Origin of the sequence: Bacillus sp. SA1-12, from assembly GCF_000981385.1 — a bacterium.
Classification (GTDB): domain Bacteria; phylum Bacillota; class Bacilli; order Bacillales; family Bacillaceae; genus Metabacillus.
Genome location: NZ_LATZ01000120.1, coordinates 248,691 through 269,630 on the forward strand (window position 1 = coordinate 248,691; position 20,940 = coordinate 269,630).

Genomic DNA, 20,940 nt, shown 5'->3' on the forward strand with positions numbered 1-20,940 from the left:
TGCTAATGATAACGGCAGTTAGAGGAAAAATAATAATTGACAAAATAAAAGAGGTTGTTCTCAACTAAGAACAACCCAATTCTACGAACCACAAAATACAATAAAGCCTTTGTACTCGGTACAAAGGCTTTAGGATTTATTTTCAAATTACATATAATCGTAAACAGAATCTTCAAAGTAGAGCCAGTGATAATATTCAATCTGTGCATCAGTCATTTCAGAAATTTCTTTTTGATTGAATTTTTGTTTTTCTAATAAAACTTTCACTTTAGATTCTCTTGCTAATTGGCTCATAGTCATGTCCTCCTTATGTATAAGAAGTAACGTTGCAGTTACAATCTTGTAAGCGTTTGCTCTTTTCTTGTTTTTATTATATATCTCAAATCGAGATGAAACAAATATCAATTTGAGATTATTTCTCCAAAACTAATATAGAAAAGTTATTTATTGTGTGAGGTGTTTAAATTTAGCTAAAAAAGTCATCGTTTTGTTCAAGTTATCTTTAATTATATGGATCTATCTGTAAAAAGAGGGAGATCTTCTTTAAAAAATATATCTAACGAATTGATGATGATAAAATCATAAAGGTTTTTCCTTTTATAGCACCAAAGTGATTAAAATTCATAGATTATTCTTAGCTTTGCCCATGTTCAGAGAAATGGATTACCGTTTTTAAAAAAGGGGATGCATAATCCTTCTTTTTTCACTTTAGAATTAAAGACTTTAGGAAGGAAGAAATTACGCACGAAGGGAACGTTTGTTCTATACGTGTGCTATAATGGTATTGCAATAGTTAGGGAAACTCAAGGGTGGTCCGTTACCCCAGAAAGAAAGGGGGTGAGGTTTATGATGACTGTGTCTCAAACGATCATGCTGATGATAGATTTTGCAAGTTTGGTGTTGTCAATTATTTCTTTTAGAGACAAAAAATAACCCGCCCTTGAGCTTTGCAGTGCAATAGGGTGAGTTATTTCCCAAAATGCAGATCCCCTTGTTGGGAATCTGCTATTGTATGACTGTTTGGTGTTCCAGCACCGAACAGTATTTTTTAGTTTATGCTTATTCAACTATTATTGTAACTAAAGATTCGATAAATGAAAAGCAATGAAAAGAAAAGTAATTGCTTAAAAAACATAAAGTAGACCTTTTTCCTTAAGAGAGAAGGTTTTTTAACGTTTACAAAACGAATTGCATTGCCACTCGAACAAATGTAAATACTCTCTCTGAAACAAACATGATTGGAATACTGCAGTCTGCAGGATACCATTTTATCTACTTCTATCTATTCCGATTTTTTCGTTGCAAACATTCAAGAACGATCGTTAAAAAATAATTATTGACCGATCGTTCTTGAATGTGATAAATTTGTTTCGAAAGGAGAATCGTTGAGATTTCAGGATAAACCGATTGATCGAACTTCATTAATGACACTAAGATAAGTGACTTCATTTCCGGTTGCGGTTCTTTTTTGAAAACTTTTTGGGGAGTGATTTTACAGTGAAAATTAATTCAAAGCAAGACTTCAATAAAGATTTTAATAGAGAAGATAAGCTGAAGACACTGACTAAAAACCAATATAACGTAACACAGAATGGTATGGACGAGGAGCCGTTTCATAATGAATACTGGGATAACAAAGAAGAGGGGATCTATGTAGATATTGTTTCGGGAGAGCCGCTGTTTAGTTCGAAGGACAAATACGATGCGGGGACAGGGTGGCCGAGTTTTACAAAGCCCTTGGAGTCAAAAAATGTTGTTCTCAAACGCAAAGGATTATTGATGGGGACCGAAGTCAGAAGTCGGAATGCTGATTCCTTCCTAGGCGACGTGTTCAAAGACGGTCAACCAACGGGACTCCGGTTCTGCGTGAACTCTGCATCCATGGAATTTATTCCGAAAGCTGATCTTGAAAAAAGAGGATATGGCGCTTATGCCGCGCAATTTAGCGAGCAGAAGCATGGAAAAAAATAGATTGTACAAACTATATATAGAGATAGATACAAATATAGAAGAATCCGTATGAATCGATTGGAAACCTTGCTTAACTGATAGCTGCGACAAGAAAAGTCTTGCCTCCCATCGTAAAGTGGCTAAAAGGCGAGACGGCAGGTACTTTTTTGTAGGTGAGCCAAGGAAATTAGGAGGAAATGACAAAGGTGGAAATCCTTTAAATACATTAATTGGTGGTTCTTTCTAGCAATCACTGAATAGGGAGGTATATATTTATGGCTACAAATTATGAATTAGCTACCTTTGCTGGAGGATGTTTTTGGTGTATGGTTCAACCATTTGATGAGTTACCTGGCATTCTAAAAGTAGTTTCTGGTTATACAGGAGGGCATAAGGACAATCCGACCTATGATGATGTATGCTCTAATACAACTGGCCACTATGAGGCAGTCCAAATCACATACGATCCAAACATTTTTCCGTATGAAAAGTTGTTAGAGCTTTACTGGCAGCAAATTGATCCTACCGATGCACATGGTCAGTTTCATGATCGAGGCGAGTCTTATAGAACAGCTATCTTTTATCATAATATGGAGCAAAAGCATTCGGCAGAAGAATCTAAACAAAAATTAGAAGACAGTAAAAAGTTTCAAAAGCCAATTGTAACAGAAATAAAAGAAGCGTCTGTGTTTTATCCAGCAGAAGAAAGTCATCAACAGTATTACAAAAAAAATTCCTTCCACTATAATGTTTACAAAGAAGGTTCTGGAAGAGCAGATTTTATTCGGGAAAATTGGAAAAAATGAATAATAACGAAAACATCATATGACACAAGTGAATGGCACTGAACCAGCCTTTTATAATGAATATTGGGATCACTAGGAGGAAGGAATTTACGTAGATATCGTCTCCGGACAGCTGTTTTTTATATCTTTAGATACATTTGATTCTGTGGTGATAAAGGTGGATTTCAATATTTCTTCAGTTCAGCTGCACTTAAGTTTATATCTAAAGAAAAACTAAAAGAAGATGGCTAAGGCAATTACCTACATCAATTTATATAAGTTTAGTTAAGTTCTTGGAGACTTCTCCAAGGATTTTTTATAGATGAACAAAAATGTAAGATAGTTAACAACATGAAAATACAATTGTATTTAAAATTGATAGTAAAAAGAGAAAATAGGATGTAAACATATGACTTTACGAGAACAACTTGACGCAAGATCAATCAGTTTGCTAATAACACCCTTCATTTATAGGCAGCTAAGGTTTTAGAAAGGCATGCTTCTGTCGGATAAAAAGCTCTGAATTTTACTTTTCCAAACGGGGTCGGTGAAAGAGTATCATTATACTCTGAACTCTAGAAGGGTAGTTATTTTAACTTTTTATCGAGGGGTTTGGTGTCCTTATTGTTACTTAGAGCTTAATGCCAATCAGGATTTGCTTCCCAAAATCAACAAAAGGGAGCACAGATGTTAGTCATTTGCCAGCAACGTTCATACTCTTCCTTAAGCATGAAGGAATAATGAACTATAATTCCACTTGTTAAGTGACAAAGGGAATCTGGTTTCAAACGACTATCAGCTAACATTTAAGAGGCAGGAAGCATTAATAGAAATGTACAAGAAATGGACTATTTGTTCTGATTTCAATGGGAAGATAGAAGGTAATTACCACTCGCTGCTGCCTTTGTTTTTATGATCAAGACCTTATCATGGATTAAACTCCCTAAAACTTTTTTATTTATCATAAAGAGCAATGAAATTAGAATATAGTCATTAACATCTTACAAAACAGGCATCATTTTAGATATGAATGCCATGATTTGATTTTTTTAGGAGTGATGATATTGGATACTGTTACTTTTGGAATGGGCTGTTTTTGGGGGCCAGAGGCACGCTTTGGTTCCCTGCCTGGAGTAGTCAAAACGAGAGTAGGGTATGCAGGTGGTAAAGAAGGACAACCATCTTCGAAAAACACCTTAGACTTTACAGAGGTTTTGCAAATCCAATATGATTCAGAGCTGCTGAGTCTTGATCAAATATTGACTCAATTTTTTGCGCAGCATAATACGGCAAGAGCGCCTCGGTCAACTAAGTATCGTTCCGTTTTGTTCTATCAAAATGAAGAACAGAAGGATAAAATGATGCAAAAAGTAGAGGAAAAGAAACGAAATAATGGAGTTATTTATACTGCTGTAGAGCCACTTAAGCAATTCTTTGAGGCGGAAACACGTCATCAAAAATATTATCTTCAACGATGGAAACCAGTTTATCAAAAGTGGTGCAAACTTCATAGCGAGGAAGATTCACTAGTTGAATCAACCTTAACAGCAAGGTTAAATGGACTATCAAAGGGCTGTGGAAAGTTAGAGGAGATACAACGAGAGTTTCTGGATCCATCGTTGGAACCGCTTTGGTGTGTCATTCGTGAGGGAATAATGGATAAGCAAGAGAAGACAGGAGATACGTGTAGCATAGAGTATTGATTAAAAGCAGCTCTATTTGACAGGCTGATTACTCATATATAGATTACGTACTGCATGAAGAAAATTACTCGGCTCCAAACGGGTCATAAAATTTTGATTTACTGGTTTAAAGCGAACTTTGCCTGGTTCATCAATCATAAAAGAAGCGGGTACGGGTAAAATCAATTTACTTTACCATTTCATAAATTTAATCCAATATTTTCATATGCATTCTTTAAGTACTAAAAGCATCAAATAATATAATATGCAGATATGATTCCTTTTTGGGCACTTAAAACTTGTAAATCTAGTTAGCTTCGACCAACAAAAGCTTTTTTTATAATAAAATTGCAGCCCCAACTTTTATAGGGGCTGCATTTCTTTTTTACTTATTTATTTTTCATATCCCTTAAGTTGACAAATTAATGAACGCTTAATGTTACTCAAAACTCTCCCATTGATCTCTTTCCAAACGGATTCAAATTAATGTCCCGTATGGCGTGGAGCACGAGCACAATGTGTTTTTATTCAACCTGTCTCCGACTAGCGTAGAGACTTGATTGCCGTGCGGAGTTCTGAAATGACATACTCTAGCTGTTCCCAAGCAGCGAAGTGTCCGCCCTTAGGAAGTTTGTTGTAGTGGATAAGATTTGGGTATGCCTTCTCTTCCCAGCTCTTTGGTGCTTCATAGAGCTCATCCGGAAATACGCTAACAGCAACCGGAAGTTTGACGCCTTTGATGCTGAAGAAGGAGATTCCAGCATTACTGTTCTCCCAGTAGAGACGGGCAGCAGAAACCGCTGTGTTCGTAAACCAGAAGAGCGAGATGTTATCGAGAACGTCGTCCCTCGTTAGGCCTTCTTTGACTCCAGCAAAAGATCTCGAGATCATAGCAAGGCTCTTCCAGTCGTGGTCAAGCATAAAGGCTGCCAAACCAACGGGCGAATCCACCAGTCCAGTCAGCGTCTGTGGGCGCGTTCCCATCAAGAAGGCGTAATAGAATTTATTTTCAAGCCTTTGCTCGCACGCTTTCTTCTCTTCGTCTGAAAGACCGGATGGCAGCGGGTTGCCAGACCAGAGCGCCGCATCAACGTCGGGCGGAATCACGCCTGCCATGTTAGTGTGAATACCGATTGGTCCTTCTGATTCCTGAACACCCATGAAGTCTACGACAACCGAACCCCAGTCACCGCCCTGCGCTACATACTTCGTATATCCAAGGCGTTTCATCAGCTCTCCATAAGCACGTGCGATGCGTTTAGGATCCCAGCCAGTCATTGTCGGCTTGCCCGAGAAGCCGTAGCCTTGCATCGATGGAATGACCACATGGAAAGCATCAGATGCGCTTCCGCCATGCGCTGTAGGGTTCGTAAGTGGTTCGATAAGTTTCATCTGCTCGAAGATTGAACCCGGCCAGCCGTGTGCAATGAGGATTGGCATCGCATCTTCATGCTTCGAACGCACATGAATGAAGTGGAAGTCCAGACCATCAATTTCGGTAATAAAATGCGGGAAGGAGTTAATTTTCGACTCGATTTTGCGCCAGTCGTATTCGTTCGCCCAATAACGAGCAAGTTCTTGAACCGTAGCAAGCTGTGTGCCTTGCGATTGATCCGCGACCGTTTCTTTCTCCGGCCATCTGGTTGCGTTAATGCGGCATTTCAGTTCGATAATTTCTTCTTCTGGAATGTTCACATGGAATGGACGAATAGAATTCTTGAAGGTAGATTGCTCATTACTTTGTTGTTTTGTACTTGTTGTTTGTGTCATTTTTTTCTCTCCCTTTATTAAGTTCTGTATTTCTAAGTTTGTTTGCCCGAGAGCGCTTTAATGAAATATTAGAGCAATCGGTTTGTCCAAAATTCTCAATGTTTCCTCCTTTCGAAAACAAATTTAGCATATTTAAGAACGTTCGGTTAAGAAATATTTTTGAACGTTCATTCTTGAATGTGCGGACCAATGTAAATAACACCACTATTCATATGAATATGAACGTTTTTGTTGTTGAAATGGAATAAGATAGTGAATGATTATATTTAAACTTGGATGCATTTTATGGATTTCAGCTCACTCAAAACGCACTAAAAGCTAGTGCTAAGTAATGGTGAAAAAAGGGGTTTTATCGCTGAGAAATCGAAAGAGGGAATGAGCTCCACCTACTACACTTTCACTGGGGAAATATTCTAATAATACTTCCATTTAAAACATCTACAAAAATTATGAAAAGAATTAGTTATCCGGTTATTTATGGAATAACTAGTAAAGAATAAAAAAATAAATTAGGTAAAAAGAGGGTACTTGAATGGGTCGCTTGCGAACAAAAGCCAAAAAAATTTTCTTACAAGAGGATTCAGATACAGATTTTGTTAATCTGCATAATACGCCGAATTTTAATAGTAAGGAAAAAACAAAGGCTACTTATGAAAAGACACTTAAAGAATTAGGGGATTCATTTGACTTAGTTCATCGTTCATTTAATGAGGGTGAAATTCACATTATTTATTTAAACTCTTTAGTAGATTCCCACACATTAGAATGGGAAATACTTTCACCCTTAAGAAAAATGTCATTTCAACATTTCGAAAAAGCTTTTCAACAGTCTCTGTATAAACGAGAAAATATTCATGAGAAAGTAATAAATGGAATATTAGATGGCAATGTGTCAATGTTCGCTGGAGAGAAAACCTATTTAATAAATGTTTCAGGTCTCGAGGAACGGTCTATTACACAATCTGAAACAGAAACTGTCATAAATGGGCCGCATGATTCCTTTAATGAAGTATTAAAAACAAACGTTTCGTTGATTAGAAGAAGAGTCAGAAGCCCTCGCTTAAAAATGATTAAATTATCTGTGGGGAAAATTTCAAAAACAAAAGTGCTTTTAATCTATATCGAGGGTATGGCAAATATGGATGTGGTGAATCATCTAAAAGAGAGGATCAAATCAGTTAAAGTTGATTCCATAACTGACTCCAATGTTTTGATTCAAATGATTGATGATCATCAAAATTCTCCATTCCCACAATATTATACCACCGAAAGGCCAGATATCGCTGTAACAAAACTATATGCAGGAAAGATTATCGGACTTGTCGATGATAGTCCAAACATATTTTGCACTCCCTCTAGTTTCTTTGATTTTTTTGAATCATCAGATGACTACAATCAGCGTTGGATTATAGGAACAGGGGTTAGGCTGCTGCGATATATGGCATTATTTATTACATTAATACTCACAGCTTTTTATGTCTCTATCTGTACCTATCACTATGAAATGATTCCACAATCCCTGCTTCAAAGCCTTATGCAGTCTAGGAGTAGAGTGCCTTTTCCGCCTATCTTTGAAGCTATATTTTTAGAAATAGTAATTGAACTGCTAAGGGAGGCGGGTGCGAGACTGCCTACCAAAATAGGTCAAACAATTGGAATTGTAGGAGGTATTGTGATTGGTCAAGCAGCTGTTGAAGCTGGAATTACAAGTAATATCTTAATAATAGTTGTAGCTGTATCGGCCATTGCTTCATTCATAGTACCAAGCTATATTATGAGTGCTTCCATTAGAATCGTTCGGTTCCAATTTATTTTAATGGCAGGGTTTTTAGGGAATATTGGCATTTTTTTTGCTTTAGGAATATTAATCATCCACTTAACTGGGTTAACAAATTTATCTTCACCTTATTTTATGCCGATTTCTCCTACCTTTTTCAAAGATTGGATGGATAGTATTGTGAGAGGGCCTTTTTATAAAATAAAGAAGGGACAACCAGTACAATCTTTGATGCAAAATGATGATGAAAAAGAGAGGAATTAAAGGTGATCATATGAAGGAACGACTCCATCCACTTCAACTATCTATCCTAATCATGATGAGTCAAAATGGTCTCGTCTTGTATAGTTTACCTCGAATAACTGCCGATTATTTCGGAACAAATGGCTGGTTAAGTATTATTTTCATTTTCGTACTCGTTAATATTAATATTATGATGATTGCGATCATTTATAAGCTGGGTAAAGGTAGATCAATTTTTAAAATCATTGATGCGTCGGTTCCCAAATGGGTAATGGTGCCCATCTATTTGTTTATCATTGGTGTTTGGATTGGAATAGCAAGCATGATTATGAGGGAATATATCTTCATATACAAATTGATGTTTTTTCCAGCTTTACCTGTCTTACTTTTTATCATTTTATTTACTTATCTTTGTTTTCAATTATTAAGAGGTGGAATTTACAATATAGCCAAAGCAAGTGTGGTTTTATTCTGCTTCGTGGAGCTGATGATTCTTTTGGTTCCTTATCTTTTTCCAGAATTTGATTTTGCACGTTATACAACTTTCTTTTTTAAAGGAGAAACGGATTATTTAAAGGGGTCACTTCATGTTTATTCAGCTTTTTTGGGTATTGAAGTTTCCATTCTTTTTTTTCCTATGGTAGAAAAAAAATGGACAAAGGCTCTTTTTATTGGGAATTTTATGTCCATGGTAATTTATTTCGGTATCCTCTTTTTAAGTTATGGCTTTTTTAGCTTCGATCAAATATTAAATGATAAATACCCAGTTATGACACTGTTTGAATATACAGAAGTTCCTTTTCTTACGCGAGCAGAAAATCTCTGCTTTTCCGTTTTTGCTTTCAAGGTATTATCAACAATTGTCATATATTACTGGGGAGCTCAGCAAATTTTTAAGAATATTCATAAAAAAGTTAAGCCTGATTTTTGGATATTCATTATACTAGCAAGTGGTTTTATCCTTGCATTGGTCCCAGATTCTGTGGTGGATGTCGAAAAGTGGTTAAAGTGGCTGAGTTATTGTGCAATTGGTATAGCTTGGGCATTACCTATCTTTGTGCTATGCATCCTTTTTATTCAAATTCTTAAAAACCTTTTTAATAAGGAGACAGATCATGCAAAATAAAGTTACTGTATTGATCGCGATATGTTGTTTGTTTTTAACAGCTTGTGGAAGAACAAGTAATATTATAGAAGATTTAGGAATTATACAATCTGTTGCTTTCGATATGTCGGAAAGTAAAGAAAATCCAATACAAACAACTGTCCTATTTCCCACTGTTTCTAAAGAAGGAACGTTTGATACTCAGACTCTAACTGCAAAGGGAAAATCAACTCATGACACCTTCATCAAACTTCAAAATTTAACAAATTTAAAGCTAGTTAGAGGGCAGAATACGATTCTCTTTGGGGAGGAACTCTCAAAAAAAGGACTTATAAATGTTGTTGAGTCGTTTACAAGGGATCCAGAATTCGGAGCTCGCGTTAAATTTGCTATCGTGGAGGGAAAAGGAGAAGAACTTCTTAAAAAAAAGATACCCTCTATTAAAGATAATTCTGAATACCTTTATACATTCATCGAGAAATTAGGCAATCAAAATAAAGTTTTACATACTAATAAATATCGTTTTTTAAGAGATTATTACGACGATGGTATTGATCCGGTTTTACCAGTTTTTTCATATGAAGGCGAGAACATTGAATTAAAAGGATTGGGTACTTTTAAAGGAGATCAATATGTTACAGTCCTAACTTTAAGTGAAACACATATCCTTAACTTATTAAGCGGAGACATTAAAAATGGCAGTTTAATGATTAGTATTAATGATGAAGAGTCAGGAAATAATGATCAGCTTTTGTTAAGTTTTATCAATTCTAATAATGATAAAAAAGTGAACACAAGAAAAATAAAGAATTTGACGGTCGAAGTAATTCTAGATATAAAAGGAAGCGTCCTTGAATACACAGGTACAATGGATTTAAGTGAAGAAAAGTATCAAAGACAATTGGAAAAACAAGTTGAAAATTATTTAATAACCAATTCAAAAAAGCTTCTCAGCAAATTGCAAGAATATCAGACAGATCCTATTGGAATCGGAAAGTTGGTACGTAATCGTTTATCTTATGAAAGATGGAACAAGATGGACTGGAATAACACTTACTCAAACTTGAATATTAAAGTTAAAGTAAAAGTAGATCTGATTAATACAGGGAGATCAAAATGAATTTAGGCAAGATTAGGTTGAAGTTTATCTATGTATTATTTATCTGAGATGTATACGGCAGATTTTATGAATAAACGAAAAAGAGCCAATTTCTTAGTTGAAATTGGCTCTTTTTATATCACTTTAAATACCAACCAAAACAAACAGGCGGTAAATGCAGATTGTGATAAAATGAAATTAGAATCCAAAAAACTACAGTTTTCAGGCTTATTAGAAGTTCTTCTTTCACATCCTCAAAATACCGTCTATAGCACCGTTTTTTTTATGTATGTGGTGCGTGTTTTGTAATCCTTCCAATTTCCCAGCTAACAATTAAAAGAATTATCTATTTACATCCATTACACCAACAAGGAAGTTCATATTCAAACGAGCACGGGCTCCACAGATTTAAGAACGAACGTTCAAAATATTTCTTGACCGATCGTTCTTTAATTTGCTACATTTGTTTTGAAGGAGGAATCATTAAGAGATCATGAACAAATCAATTGCTTGAACTGTCATTTTATTGTTCGTTATTTTTTACTACTGGATTACTGCCTAATGAAGCAGTATAAAACAAAAAACAAGTGAAAAAGATGACAGAGAATTGAATCAAACTATACAATTTCAAATGGTTTAAGGTTTTGGTTGGCATATTAGGTTTAAGAAATGTAGGTAGAGGAAGCTTTTTATTATTTGTACCGAGGGAATTAAGAGCGTTTATATTAAAACAAATTTTGTGAAAGCAGGAAGCCTATGAAAAGAATGCTTTGGGTTATTCTCATGATGTCATGCTGTGCAACGTTTATTTCATCGTTATTTCCTTTATACAGTGATTATTACCAGCTAAATAGTCTCCAAATTACCATCCTATTTGCTATCTATGCTGTTTTTTTGCTACCAACTTTGCTAATAGTAGGTGCCAGGGGGAGCGATTGGGGATTAAAAAGAGTCGTTCGATTCAGTATTTGGATCTCGATTATATCAACATTGATTTTTCTTGGAAGTTTTGATGTCTGGATGCTCTATGTGGCAAGGAGTTTAGAAGGCACCGCATATGGTGCTTTTACTGGAACTGCAAGCGTTTTTTTATTAAAACAGACCTCTCAAGATAAAATGAGAACGGCAATCAAGTTGTCAGGGGTTATAATAAACATCGGTTTTGGCCTAGGTCCAGCTATTTCAGGTGTTATCGTGCAATATGTGCACTTTCAGCCGCTTCGTTTGACGTATTGGTTTCTGCTCGTCATGTTATTGAGTTCCTTGGTCTTTCTTGAAATGTTACCGAAGCAAGAGGATTCACGTGCGCAAAAACCGGCTAAGACAAAGATTTCGCTCGGTGTTCCTGAAGAAATTCGGTCCCATTTTTGGTCTTTTATCGGACTTCCGATCTTTACCGTTTTTACGCTAGGAGGGATTGTATTTTCTCTTATTCCTTCTTTCACCAAGAATGTCATTCACACCACTAATCTCTCCATTTCCGGGTTATTAATATTGTTGCTTTTAGGTGGGGGAGCATTGATGCAGTTCTTTCCTTGGCCGCGTATCTCCATTTCAAGGATGCGTTTAGGGATCCTGTTTCTCGTTATTGGATCAGGGCTTGTTGTAGTTTCTGGTCAGACAGAGAAATTATTTTTGCTTTGGGCTGGCATATTCATTCAAGCAATTGGCGCCGGATGGACGTTTCAAGTAACGTTAAAATTAGCTAGTGAATTACCAAAACCAGAGGAACGCCCGCAAGTTATCTCTGCTTTTTATTTATGTGCCTACTCCGGATTTATTGTTCCGATTGTTGGTATTGGAGTATTAACTCAATTTTTTAATTTGATCTTTTCGTTGATTGTCCTAAATATCTTTGCCGCGCTAATCGTTAGCTACGTGTTGATCTACTCAGTCAAATTTAATTATTCTAAAGTTATATCACCATAATCACCATCGTTGGTTTTTTGCCATTGTTTATGCAGCCTTTTTAAGAGATATGCCTCTAGAATTTGGACGTTATTGCCACCATGATTCCTTTATCTAATATAGATAAAACAATAAATTGAACTGAACCCCGAAGAAATACACTTTTTCTAAAGTGCCTGCTATTCGGGGGTGAATTCAATAACGAAGATTGCATAACCGCCAAAATATATAAGTTTTTCAGCGGCAGCGGATTATCTATGCTATTTTATGTTAGATATAAAAATTTTTAATAAGCTACTCCATGATAATGTCAGTAAGAAGGGCATAACCATTCCTCACTTTTACCTTTGCTAAGATCTGACCTTTTGACGAAGCCTCTTCCCATTCCAGTCCTGTGTTTTCTGTGACAAAGTATTTATCTAAGCTATATTGGATATAAGCATATTCTTGCTCATCATTTTCACTAAAACCTAAACCAATGTAATTTAATTTCCCCTTTAAATAGATTCCGTCGCTGGGTTTTATCAAGGAAACTTTAGTTGGGGAGTGTATCCCATTTTTTTCCTCTAACATAACAAAGACATCAAAATTGTAAGAGCCTTTATTATATTCATCCAGAACTTCTTTTTCTATGAGTTCACGAGGAACTTCTTCTGCTTCATAGGATAGGTTTACATAATCTCCTCGGAACAAATCCGTTGGGTCGATTGGTTTAGTTCGCAAAGTAAGATCATCGCCTGTCATTAGGGTGATGAGGGGAGTAATTGTCATTCCAATAAGTATGATGATCGGGACAAGACAAGCAAGAATTAACTGTTTGGCTTTCCTATTCATGAAGTTCCCCTCCTTTTCTGCGTTGATTTTCAAAGTAGAAACCAAAGCCTACTAAGAGTAATCCTCCTAAAATGAAAACAAGTGACTTTGGAAGAAAATCGAACGTGAAATCGAAATAAAAACGCAGGATTAATACGCACATGATCACAATATTCACTAAATTACCTTTATTGATCAGGTAGAGAACAAAACATACGTAAAGAATGGAAAAAGGGATATAAACCCATCCCGCTGGCCAAATTTCTGAAAATGTCAAAGCAAAACCAGTTAATCCGTGTAAAGCATGACCAGTGTAATGAAAGACCGATTTCATTTGGCTGGCAGTCTTACCAACATGTGCAGCGTAAACCAGACCTAAGCCGATGATAAAATAACAAATTAAAATGAAATAAAAGTATGAATCATTTGCAACGATCACATTGATGGAAATAATCCCAAAAAACACAAGGCCCATAAGCAAAACTAAGAAACCTGTGATTCTAGAATACGATATCTTTACGTTTAAAAAATAGATAGCAAGAATCAAAGGAAGAATGACGAAAGGGATGCTTTCTCCTGAAAGAAATGTGTCATGGCTCATATAGATCAAGGAAAATAATGCTGAAAGAGATAATATCCATTTGTCGCGTAAAACCCAGCTCAAAGGAATAATCCCTATAGACCACCACAAAAATGCATCTTGAAAATCACCGCCAAAGTGAAACATCTGTCCAATTAGGAAAATACCAGCACCGTAAACAAAAACACTTAAAAAATAAAAACTTCTTGATGTTTTTGGGAAATTCCTTTCTAATTTGTATCCTGCCACATTGCACCCGATATACAAACCAATGATCAAAATGAATTTTGCCATTTTCCCGATTTCTTGCCAATTGCTCGCGATAAAACTTAGGAACCCAATTCCAATTAAAATTGAACCAATATATAAAAGAACCTTTGTGAAAGATAACCGTTTTTTCACTTCGTAAAGATCGGTTATTTCGGCCGTTTTTTCCGACGATAAAACTCCGGTATCTTTTAAATAACGAAGTTCTTTTTGTAAGATTTGAAAATCATTATTTTTTATCTTACGTTTTTTCAAAAAAACACCCCGTTTCTGTTAAATAATTCCTACCATTATACACTATAAACAAATAACGAATCTTCTTCAAAAAATAAAAAAGGAGACACGTAGTGAAAACTAAGTAACCAATTCTAACTGTATATACGTTGGAAATGGTTATAAATAATGTATTTTCAATTACATTTCGTTATGCTGAAGTCAAAATGAAAATCTTACATTCAAAGACGAACTCTTATTTTTCAAAAAATAAAAACCGAACAGTAGTAGGGGCAACTACGATTAATAAAGAAGAAAATATAATTTTTAAATTAAGAGAACCTTTACTATCTCTTTAAAAAATCTTTAAAAAATCTTTAAAAATAGGAGCTATACTAAAGTCAACGCTTAAGCGAAACGAACAGACCTCACCAACTACCTTTAAAATTAGGAGGAAACATTAGATGTTAATGACAATAGATTCATGGTATATTTTGCTTCCAGCATTCATTCTCTTTTTACTATCTCTTTTCATTGGGACTAGAAAAAAGAATCATCGAGCGGGACAATATTTTCTATTAATCACATTTGCTATATACTTTTTAGCAGTGATTGATTTAGTATTCTTTCCAATAGAGGTTTATGCAGGAAATGATTATAAGTCGACAGAACCATTGTGGCTAGAGATCTTACAGGAAATTAATTTTATTCCGATCTTAACCATTGACATTCCAAGTTTTGTATTAAACGTCATTATGTTGATACCTTTTGGTGTGTATTTACCGTTACTAAACGATAAAGTGGACTCAGCAAAAAAGGCAGCAAAGTATGGTTTCTTTCTAAGCTTATCAATTGAAGCCTTACAGTTAATAATCGAACTCTCATTAGGAAGCGGCAGAACCGCAGATATTAATGACCTTATTGCAAATACGCTTGGGGCTGCAATTGGATTCTTAATCATAAAGAAATTGGTAAAAATAAAACCATTCAAGGTTTTGGTTTCTAAATTTTCATTAGTGAAATCTATGTAAATCCCCTAACCAGGGGATTACGATTAAGGTAGAAAGTTCAGCAGGGAAGACCACTTTTATCGTTACCTTATTAAAAGAGAAATAAAAGGCAAATAACAGATATTAATTCGATACTGAAAAATTACTTTCATTTGCAAAGTTCATTTGGCTTTGAAAGGATGTTGGTTTATCCGTAAGTATGCTATAAATGATAAAGATGGCTTGCATGATCGGAGAAAAAAGAATAAGGTATTGTTGATTTTTTAAATCCGATATTTTAAGATAATGGTACTATATATGGGTGGAGGTATTCTAATCATGATGATGATGGCAGTGTTTTTGACAGTTATTCGATAATCACAAATTGAATAATAATGATACTTGAAAAATCCCCAGGATCGACGGGGGTAATTTGTCGTGTAATCTTCAAGTATCTGCAGTCAATGAACTTAATCATCATAATGCCGTTAAATAAGACTGTCTGTACACATGTATATAAACAGTTTATAAATAAAGTTTACACAAAGCCATGATGAAAAGTAAGTCGGTACATCATGGCTTTTTTGTGTTCTTAAACGGCGTTCAAAAAATTGGAGGCGTTAGGATGGCTCTTTATTTTGCGAGCGTATTGCCAGGATTAGAATCCGTTTTATCAAATGAAATTTACAACAAGGTGAGTGATGCTGAAATCATTCAAATAAATAGAGGGAAGGTTTTCTTTGCCACAGATAAGTCTTTTACATGCATAAGTTCTTTAAGGTCGGCAGATAACTTGTTTCAGCTGATTGATCAATTCCAAATAGGTCCGCATAAAAAGCACTTAACTCAGTTAAGTGAGCGAATATCCAAGTTGGATTTGGAGTTTATTGAACGTAAAGATTTATTTTGGGTAAATGCAAGCCGTAAAGGAAAACAAACCTATAGTCGTTTTGAAGCAGCAAAAAAAGCAATGGAGGGTATTAATAAGCGTTACCCTGATTGGAATATTGGAACGTCTCAAAATCATCAGATCGAATTCAGACTCGACATTGACCATCATCATTTGATTTTTTCACTTAGGCTTACAGATGCTACGTTTCGTTTTCGCACTCAAAATCGACTATTCTCTCGTGCTTCATTACTTCCTACAGTTGCTCATGCGATGGTGTGGTTGTCAAATCCTAAATCGACAGACATGTTCGTAGATCCTTGTTGTGGTTCAGGCACCATATTATCTGAACGAGCTGCATATCCTGCAAATCGGATCGTTGGCGGGGATATATCTGACGACGTTACAAAGATTGCTAAGAGTAATCTAAATGATTTGAAGGTACAGGTTCATGTTCAGGATGCAAGGGAATTGCCTTTTTCTGATGGTTCTGTTGATAAAATTGTAACGAATCTACCATTTGGGAGACAAATTTCACCTGACGAAGATTTAGAATTATTCAATCACCATATGATGAATGAAATATGCAGAGTCCTGAAGCCAACCGGTAGAGCCGTTATTTTATCTGAGAGTGTCAATCAATTGTTTTGGGAAGCAAAACGATTAGGTCTTTTTTGTTTGGAATCTTATTCTTTGAGTTTGAAGGGGGTCCATCCGACCTTATTTGTGTTTGAAAAATAGGAGAAACAAGAAGCAGCTGCAGAAAGACTCAATTTCATAAGAAATAGTTGACAGTTAAGCGGAGAATATACTGATTTCATGATCAGTTATCTTTCAAAACTTTAAGAGGTAGATAAAATTAAGCTTGAAGCAATGGATTGGTGAAATCCTTACAAGAATGTTGTTAATACAATCATCCAAAGGCAACAATTGTGATAAATAAGGTTTACGTCGTATAATGTAAAAAAATGCAAAGAGAATTCATTTATTATTGGATCTTGTTCTTGAATCAGGACAGATTGTTGATGATGTTATTCTATTTAATGGTAAAATAAAAAAGAGCTGCGACTAATAAATGAGCATTAATCACTGGGCGCTAAGTGCCCAGTGATTGGATAAGGATATTTATGTAGGTTAGGCGACTTAGAGATCCTCATATAGATTTGGATGGTGTCACTTACACTTGTACCACAGCATAAGGAGGTAGGATTTAAGATGGCAAGGAAAAAGGAATTCGATGAAGATGCCGCTTTGCTTAAAGCCATGCGGTTATTCTGGGAACAAGGTTATGAGAAGACATCCATGCAAGAACTGGTCTCTCATATGGGGGTTCATAAAGGGAGCATATATGATACCTTTGGCGATAAACAATCTTTGTATATCAAAACATTGAAACGATATAGTGAAATGTTGGAGCAAGCTTATAAGCGTCGTATGGCTGATACCCGTTCTGCCAAGGAAGCAATCCGAGTGTTATTAGAAATGGCAATCCAGAGAAACTCACTTTATGAACAGCAAGAGGAGTTTCCTGTGGGCTGTTTCCTAGTGAATACCGCGGTAGAGTTGGCAAAACATGATTCTGAGGCCATAGATTTGGTTCATCTGAGATGGACTTATACCCAACAGATAATATATGACCTAATTGTGGAAGGTCAGCAATCTGGAGAACTATCCAAGGCACTCAATGCTGAAGCGCTGTCTTATTATTTTATAAATGCATTAATAGGTCTTCGCGTTATGGTTAAGACGATTTCGGACAGAAAAAAATTACAGGAAATTATTGAAATGAATTTGTCAGTATTAGATTGCTAAATTCGTCAGGATTAGGGGAACTTGGCACGATATGTTTCCACACATGGGTCAGCAAAACTCCCATTTATCATTTAAAAATGAATTGATGCTTAATAAACTCTATATTAATAAACTCTATATCTAATTCGTCCTTTTCTTCATGAAGCTCCCAAAATGAGGGAGCCTTCTAACTAAAGTGATTATATAAAAACAGCCTGCAATAATGCAGACTGTTTTATTTATATTATACATAACACGGTATTAGAGATGTTCAATCCTTATGCCGTGTATTCTATTACCCTGGCTCTATTTTTTGGAAGGACAATCTTTTTATACATATACACGGTTGAAAAATAATAGACCGTATAAATGGCTATGAAAAGAAGGATGGAAATCCAGATTTTATAATACGGATCCAACATAATAAATGAAAACATTCTCATCCCAACGACGACATGCAGGATTCCTAACAAGGCTGGGAAAAGAAAGACAATAAATAATTCCTTTGAAATGGAAGCAGCCAATAGACGATTGCGTACACCTATTTTCCTTAGTATTGCATATCGATGAATATCCATGCTTGCCCCTGAGAGAATTTTAAACATAAGAACACTTGCCATCATGGTGAGAAAAGCAAAACCTAAGAAAAATCCCATAAAATAGGTGCCGCTTGCAAAAGCATATTCATTAAGGAATGAAGAATATTTACTAGAAATAGAATCAGCATCAGGCTTGTAACCAAGCAAATCAAAATATTTTGCTAGTTGAAGTTGATCAAGTTCCTTCCACTGAGCTAAATAATCCTGAAAGTTTTCCGTTTTACCTAAAACGACGATGACTTCCTTTTGCGGAATGTTTTTATAGTCTTCAATTGATACAATTTTGTTAGATCTCATAGAAAACATGGCAGGATTAATCGTTTCCAATGCCATGTACCAATCCTCCGGGAGGATTTGGAATGAGTTCTCAATAGGAAGTTTTTCCGGCAAAGGGAGATTTCCTGCTCGTCTGATTTGATACGTAATAAAATCCTCTATTAATGGAGGGTTTTTCACTAAATCCTCATAGAGATAATAATTGAATTCTTCATCAAATTTAAAACGATAGTGATGCTTCTCCGTAAAGGGAATGGAATGAATCACGGTACTTTCTAAAGCATCCGGATTGTAAAGCGTCATATCATAAATTACTTCTTTATCAACTGTCGGAAGCACATTGTTTTTAAAGGCAAACCCTCCTGAAATCGCACCTGCTGATAGGGCAATAAACATAGCAATCGTTGCTAAAACTCTTTTTAACTCATTTATTCGAAAACTCAATTGTGAGTAAGTGAACGAATTGATTCCTTTCAACCTTTTATGTTTATTCTCTTTTAAACGTTGTACAACAAGGGGCACTATCGAATCAAATAAAAGATAGGTTCCAAGCGTTGTCATGATCGGTGCTAAAAATAACCCCGCATAGGTAATGAATTCCATTAATATAAGGGCTGTATATCCAATAAAAAGGGAAGCAGTACCAAGTATAATTTTAATCATAGTGCCTTTATGTTTAGCTGGACTATGATCGGATTGAATCTCCGAATATAATAATTTTATTATCGGTGATTGTGTTAGCTTGCGATTATTAAGTAAAACAGAAATGAAATAGATAAAAAGAAAAAACAAAATGGTGAAAAGGACAGCCGGCAGATAAAATGGTTTAAAGCCTGCCAAAGTGATGTTAAGTTGTTTTGCGAGCAACATCGCAATACACAAAGAGAGAAAGACACCAAAAGCAATCCCCTGAATAATTGAAAATCCGCCAATTGCCATTGTTTCAGTTAAAATGACTTTCTTAATTTGTTCCTTTTTCACTCCTATTAGTTGATAAATTCCAAATTCCTTTTTCCTGAGGGAGAGAAGGAATGAGGTTGTATAAAGAATATAAATAAAGGAAATCACAGATAAAAGAACAGTTCCTACAATGAAAACAAGTTGTATATGATTAATCAATGAATGATTTCTAATGAAAGTTTGATTGACAGCCAGTGTCAGGAACATATAAAACACGGAAATAGGAATGATTGAACCTGCAAATAAAACAATATAGTCTTTTAACCGGCCCTTCATTCCGTTCATCGCTAATTTTATCAACATATTTTTCACCTGCTTTAAGAAAGTTCTGTATCAATTTCAGATAGGACCTGCAAGATTTCTTGATAAAATTGTTTGCGGGTGCTATTTCGCAAAAGTTCTTTATGAATCTTACCATCTTGGATAAAAAGAACCCTATTACAATAGCTGGCACTATTTGCATCATGGGTGACCATCATAATCGATACGCCATGTTCCTGATTTAGGTTGGCTAATGCTGTTAATAAATTTGTGGCATTTTTCGAATCAAGAGAGCCTGTGGGTTCATCCCCAAGTATAACGGTTGGGTTATGAACGAGTGCACGCGCTATCGCTGCACGCTGTTTTTGCCCCCCAGAAATTTCGGATGGATAGTTGTTTAGAATTCGATCAATACCAAGTATGGAAGCTACCTCTTGTACCTTAGAAACAATGATATGATCTTGAGCATGTTGAAGCGCCAGCGGTAAAGCGATATTTTCAAAAACAGTCATAGTTTCTAGTAAATTAAAGTCTTGAAAAATAAAACCTAATTTCTGTGACCGAAAATCAGAAAGTTCATCTTGACTCATGGCAGAAAGATCTTTGCCAGCAATCGTTATTTGTCCATTGGTTACGGTATCGATCGTCGAAATGATATTAAGCAAAGTCGTTTTTCCGGAACCTGATGGCCCCATAATCCCAATAAACTCTCCTTCTTCCATAGAAAAAGACAGGCCATTTAAAGCAGTATGTTTGCTGCTGCCTTTTTTTCCATATACTTTCGTCATATTTCGCGCCTCAATAATTGTTTGCATTACTATTCCTCCATCATTTATATAGATCGTCAGCTGTCATCCTTGTGTTTAAACCATCCTGTTTTTAAGGATGTAACGTCATTTTAGATGGAAAGTTTAAAGATTTTTTAAAGATAAATTTAAGATTGGGGAAAGTTTTATAAAAAGTCTCCTAGAATCGGAGTATGA

Annotated in this window: 18 protein-coding genes and 1 pseudogene; 13 read left to right on the forward strand and 6 right to left on the reverse strand. The window is 35.5% G+C overall.

All coding sequences use genetic code 11. The annotated features are described in order from the left end of the window. Window positions 1-147: 147 nt before the first annotated feature. On the reverse strand, window positions 148-294 hold the full coding sequence (locus tag WQ54_RS33890; protein ID WP_156178092.1) for a BH0509 family protein: 147 nt from the start codon (window positions 292-294) through the stop codon (window positions 148-150). A 555-nt stretch (window positions 295-849) separates the two neighbouring features. On the opposite strand from WQ54_RS33890, the gene WQ54_RS34885 reads away from it, so the two are divergent. The 5 genes and pseudogenes from WQ54_RS34885 (at window position 850) to WQ54_RS23145 (ending at window position 4,438) form a co-directional block, all read left to right on the forward strand. Beyond that, entirely contained in the window at window positions 850-933 is an 84-nt protein-coding gene (locus tag WQ54_RS34885) for a putative holin-like toxin (RefSeq protein ID WP_269431590.1), read from the forward strand. A 564-nt stretch (window positions 934-1,497) separates the two neighbouring features. Beyond that, window positions 1,498-1,971, forward strand: coding sequence for a peptide-methionine (R)-S-oxide reductase MsrB (gene msrB, locus WQ54_RS23135; protein WP_046587764.1), 474 nt, complete (start codon window positions 1,498-1,500; stop codon window positions 1,969-1,971). Between the two features lie 254 nt (window positions 1,972-2,225). Next, window positions 2,226-2,987 (forward strand): annotated as a pseudogene (msrA, locus tag WQ54_RS23140) (peptide-methionine (S)-S-oxide reductase MsrA). Between the two features lie 295 nt (window positions 2,988-3,282). Further along, on the forward strand, window positions 3,283-3,429 hold the full coding sequence (locus WQ54_RS35720; RefSeq protein WP_197089656.1) for a redoxin domain-containing protein: 147 nt from the start codon (window positions 3,283-3,285) through the stop codon (window positions 3,427-3,429). A 370-nt stretch (window positions 3,430-3,799) separates the two neighbouring features. Next, on the forward strand, window positions 3,800-4,438 hold the full coding sequence (locus WQ54_RS23145) for a peptide-methionine (S)-S-oxide reductase (RefSeq protein WP_052737926.1): 639 nt from the start codon (window positions 3,800-3,802) through the stop codon (window positions 4,436-4,438). A gap of 522 nt (window positions 4,439-4,960) precedes the next feature. Here the strand turns inward: WQ54_RS23145 and WQ54_RS23150 are convergent. Further along, window positions 4,961-6,187, reverse strand: coding sequence for an epoxide hydrolase family protein (locus tag WQ54_RS23150; RefSeq protein ID WP_046587767.1), 1,227 nt, complete (start codon window positions 6,185-6,187; stop codon window positions 4,961-4,963). A gap of 532 nt (window positions 6,188-6,719) precedes the next feature. Here WQ54_RS23150 and WQ54_RS23155 point away from each other — a divergent pair. From WQ54_RS23155 to WQ54_RS23175, 5 genes are all read left to right on the forward strand, one after another. Beyond that, window positions 6,720-8,228: a spore germination protein gene (locus WQ54_RS23155; protein WP_046587769.1), complete on the forward strand. Its 1,509-nt coding sequence runs from the start codon at window positions 6,720-6,722 to the stop codon at window positions 8,226-8,228. 10 nt (window positions 8,229-8,238) lie between these two features. Next, on the forward strand, window positions 8,239-9,333 hold the full coding sequence (locus WQ54_RS23160) for a GerAB/ArcD/ProY family transporter (protein ID WP_197089657.1): 1,095 nt from the start codon (window positions 8,239-8,241) through the stop codon (window positions 9,331-9,333). Then, the gene (locus WQ54_RS23165; protein ID WP_046587772.1) at window positions 9,323-10,432 is read left to right on the forward strand and encodes a Ger(x)C family spore germination protein; all 1,110 of its coding nucleotides are present in this window, start codon (window positions 9,323-9,325) and stop codon (window positions 10,430-10,432) included. The genes WQ54_RS23160 and WQ54_RS23165 overlap by 11 nt, the downstream gene beginning before the upstream one ends. A gap of 66 nt (window positions 10,433-10,498) precedes the next feature. Next, window positions 10,499-10,720 (forward strand): hypothetical protein, encoded by a 222-nt coding sequence (locus WQ54_RS23170; protein WP_156178094.1) that lies wholly within the window; start codon window positions 10,499-10,501, stop codon window positions 10,718-10,720. Window positions 10,721-11,167: 447 nt separating this feature from the next. Then, window positions 11,168-12,340, forward strand: a complete 1,173-nt coding sequence (locus tag WQ54_RS23175) for an MFS transporter (RefSeq protein WP_046587776.1) — start codon at window positions 11,168-11,170, stop codon at window positions 12,338-12,340. 273 nt (window positions 12,341-12,613) lie between these two features. Here WQ54_RS23175 and WQ54_RS23180 read toward each other — a convergent pair whose 3' ends face one another. Both WQ54_RS23180 and WQ54_RS23185 read right to left on the reverse strand, forming a co-directional pair. Further along, window positions 12,614-13,153: a GDYXXLXY domain-containing protein gene (locus WQ54_RS23180; protein ID WP_046587779.1), complete on the reverse strand. Its 540-nt coding sequence runs from the start codon at window positions 13,151-13,153 to the stop codon at window positions 12,614-12,616. Then, window positions 13,146-14,234 carry a DUF2157 domain-containing protein gene (locus WQ54_RS23185; RefSeq protein ID WP_046587781.1) on the reverse strand — a complete coding sequence of 363 codons (1,089 nt, stop codon included), beginning with the start codon at window positions 14,232-14,234 and terminating at the stop codon, window positions 13,146-13,148. Before WQ54_RS23185 ends, WQ54_RS23180 begins: the two co-directional genes overlap by 8 nt. A 422-nt stretch (window positions 14,235-14,656) precedes the next feature. Between WQ54_RS23185 and WQ54_RS23190 the strand changes: the two genes are divergently transcribed. The 3 genes from WQ54_RS23190 to WQ54_RS23200 all read left to right on the forward strand — a co-directional run bounded on the left by WQ54_RS23190 (window position 14,657) and on the right by WQ54_RS23200 (window position 17,882). After that, window positions 14,657-15,223, forward strand: a complete 567-nt coding sequence (locus tag WQ54_RS23190; RefSeq protein WP_046587782.1) for a VanZ family protein — start codon at window positions 14,657-14,659, stop codon at window positions 15,221-15,223. Window positions 15,224-15,806: 583 nt separating this feature from the next. Then, window positions 15,807-16,811: an EmtA family 23S rRNA (guanine(2470)) methyltransferase gene (locus WQ54_RS32105; RefSeq protein WP_052737927.1), complete on the forward strand. Its 1,005-nt coding sequence runs from the start codon at window positions 15,807-15,809 to the stop codon at window positions 16,809-16,811. A gap of 474 nt (window positions 16,812-17,285) precedes the next feature. After that, entirely contained in the window at window positions 17,286-17,882 is a 597-nt protein-coding gene (locus WQ54_RS23200) for a TetR/AcrR family transcriptional regulator (RefSeq protein WP_046587785.1), read from the forward strand. A gap of 257 nt (window positions 17,883-18,139) precedes the next feature. Here WQ54_RS23200 and WQ54_RS23205 read toward each other — a convergent pair whose 3' ends face one another. Further along, window positions 18,140-19,999: an FtsX-like permease family protein gene (locus WQ54_RS23205; protein ID WP_046587787.1), complete on the reverse strand. Its 1,860-nt coding sequence runs from the start codon at window positions 19,997-19,999 to the stop codon at window positions 18,140-18,142. A 14-nt stretch (window positions 20,000-20,013) separates the two neighbouring features. Further along, the gene (locus WQ54_RS23210; protein WP_046587789.1) at window positions 20,014-20,772 is read right to left on the reverse strand and encodes an ABC transporter ATP-binding protein; all 759 of its coding nucleotides are present in this window, start codon (window positions 20,770-20,772) and stop codon (window positions 20,014-20,016) included. Between the last annotated feature and the right edge of the window lie 168 nt (window positions 20,773-20,940).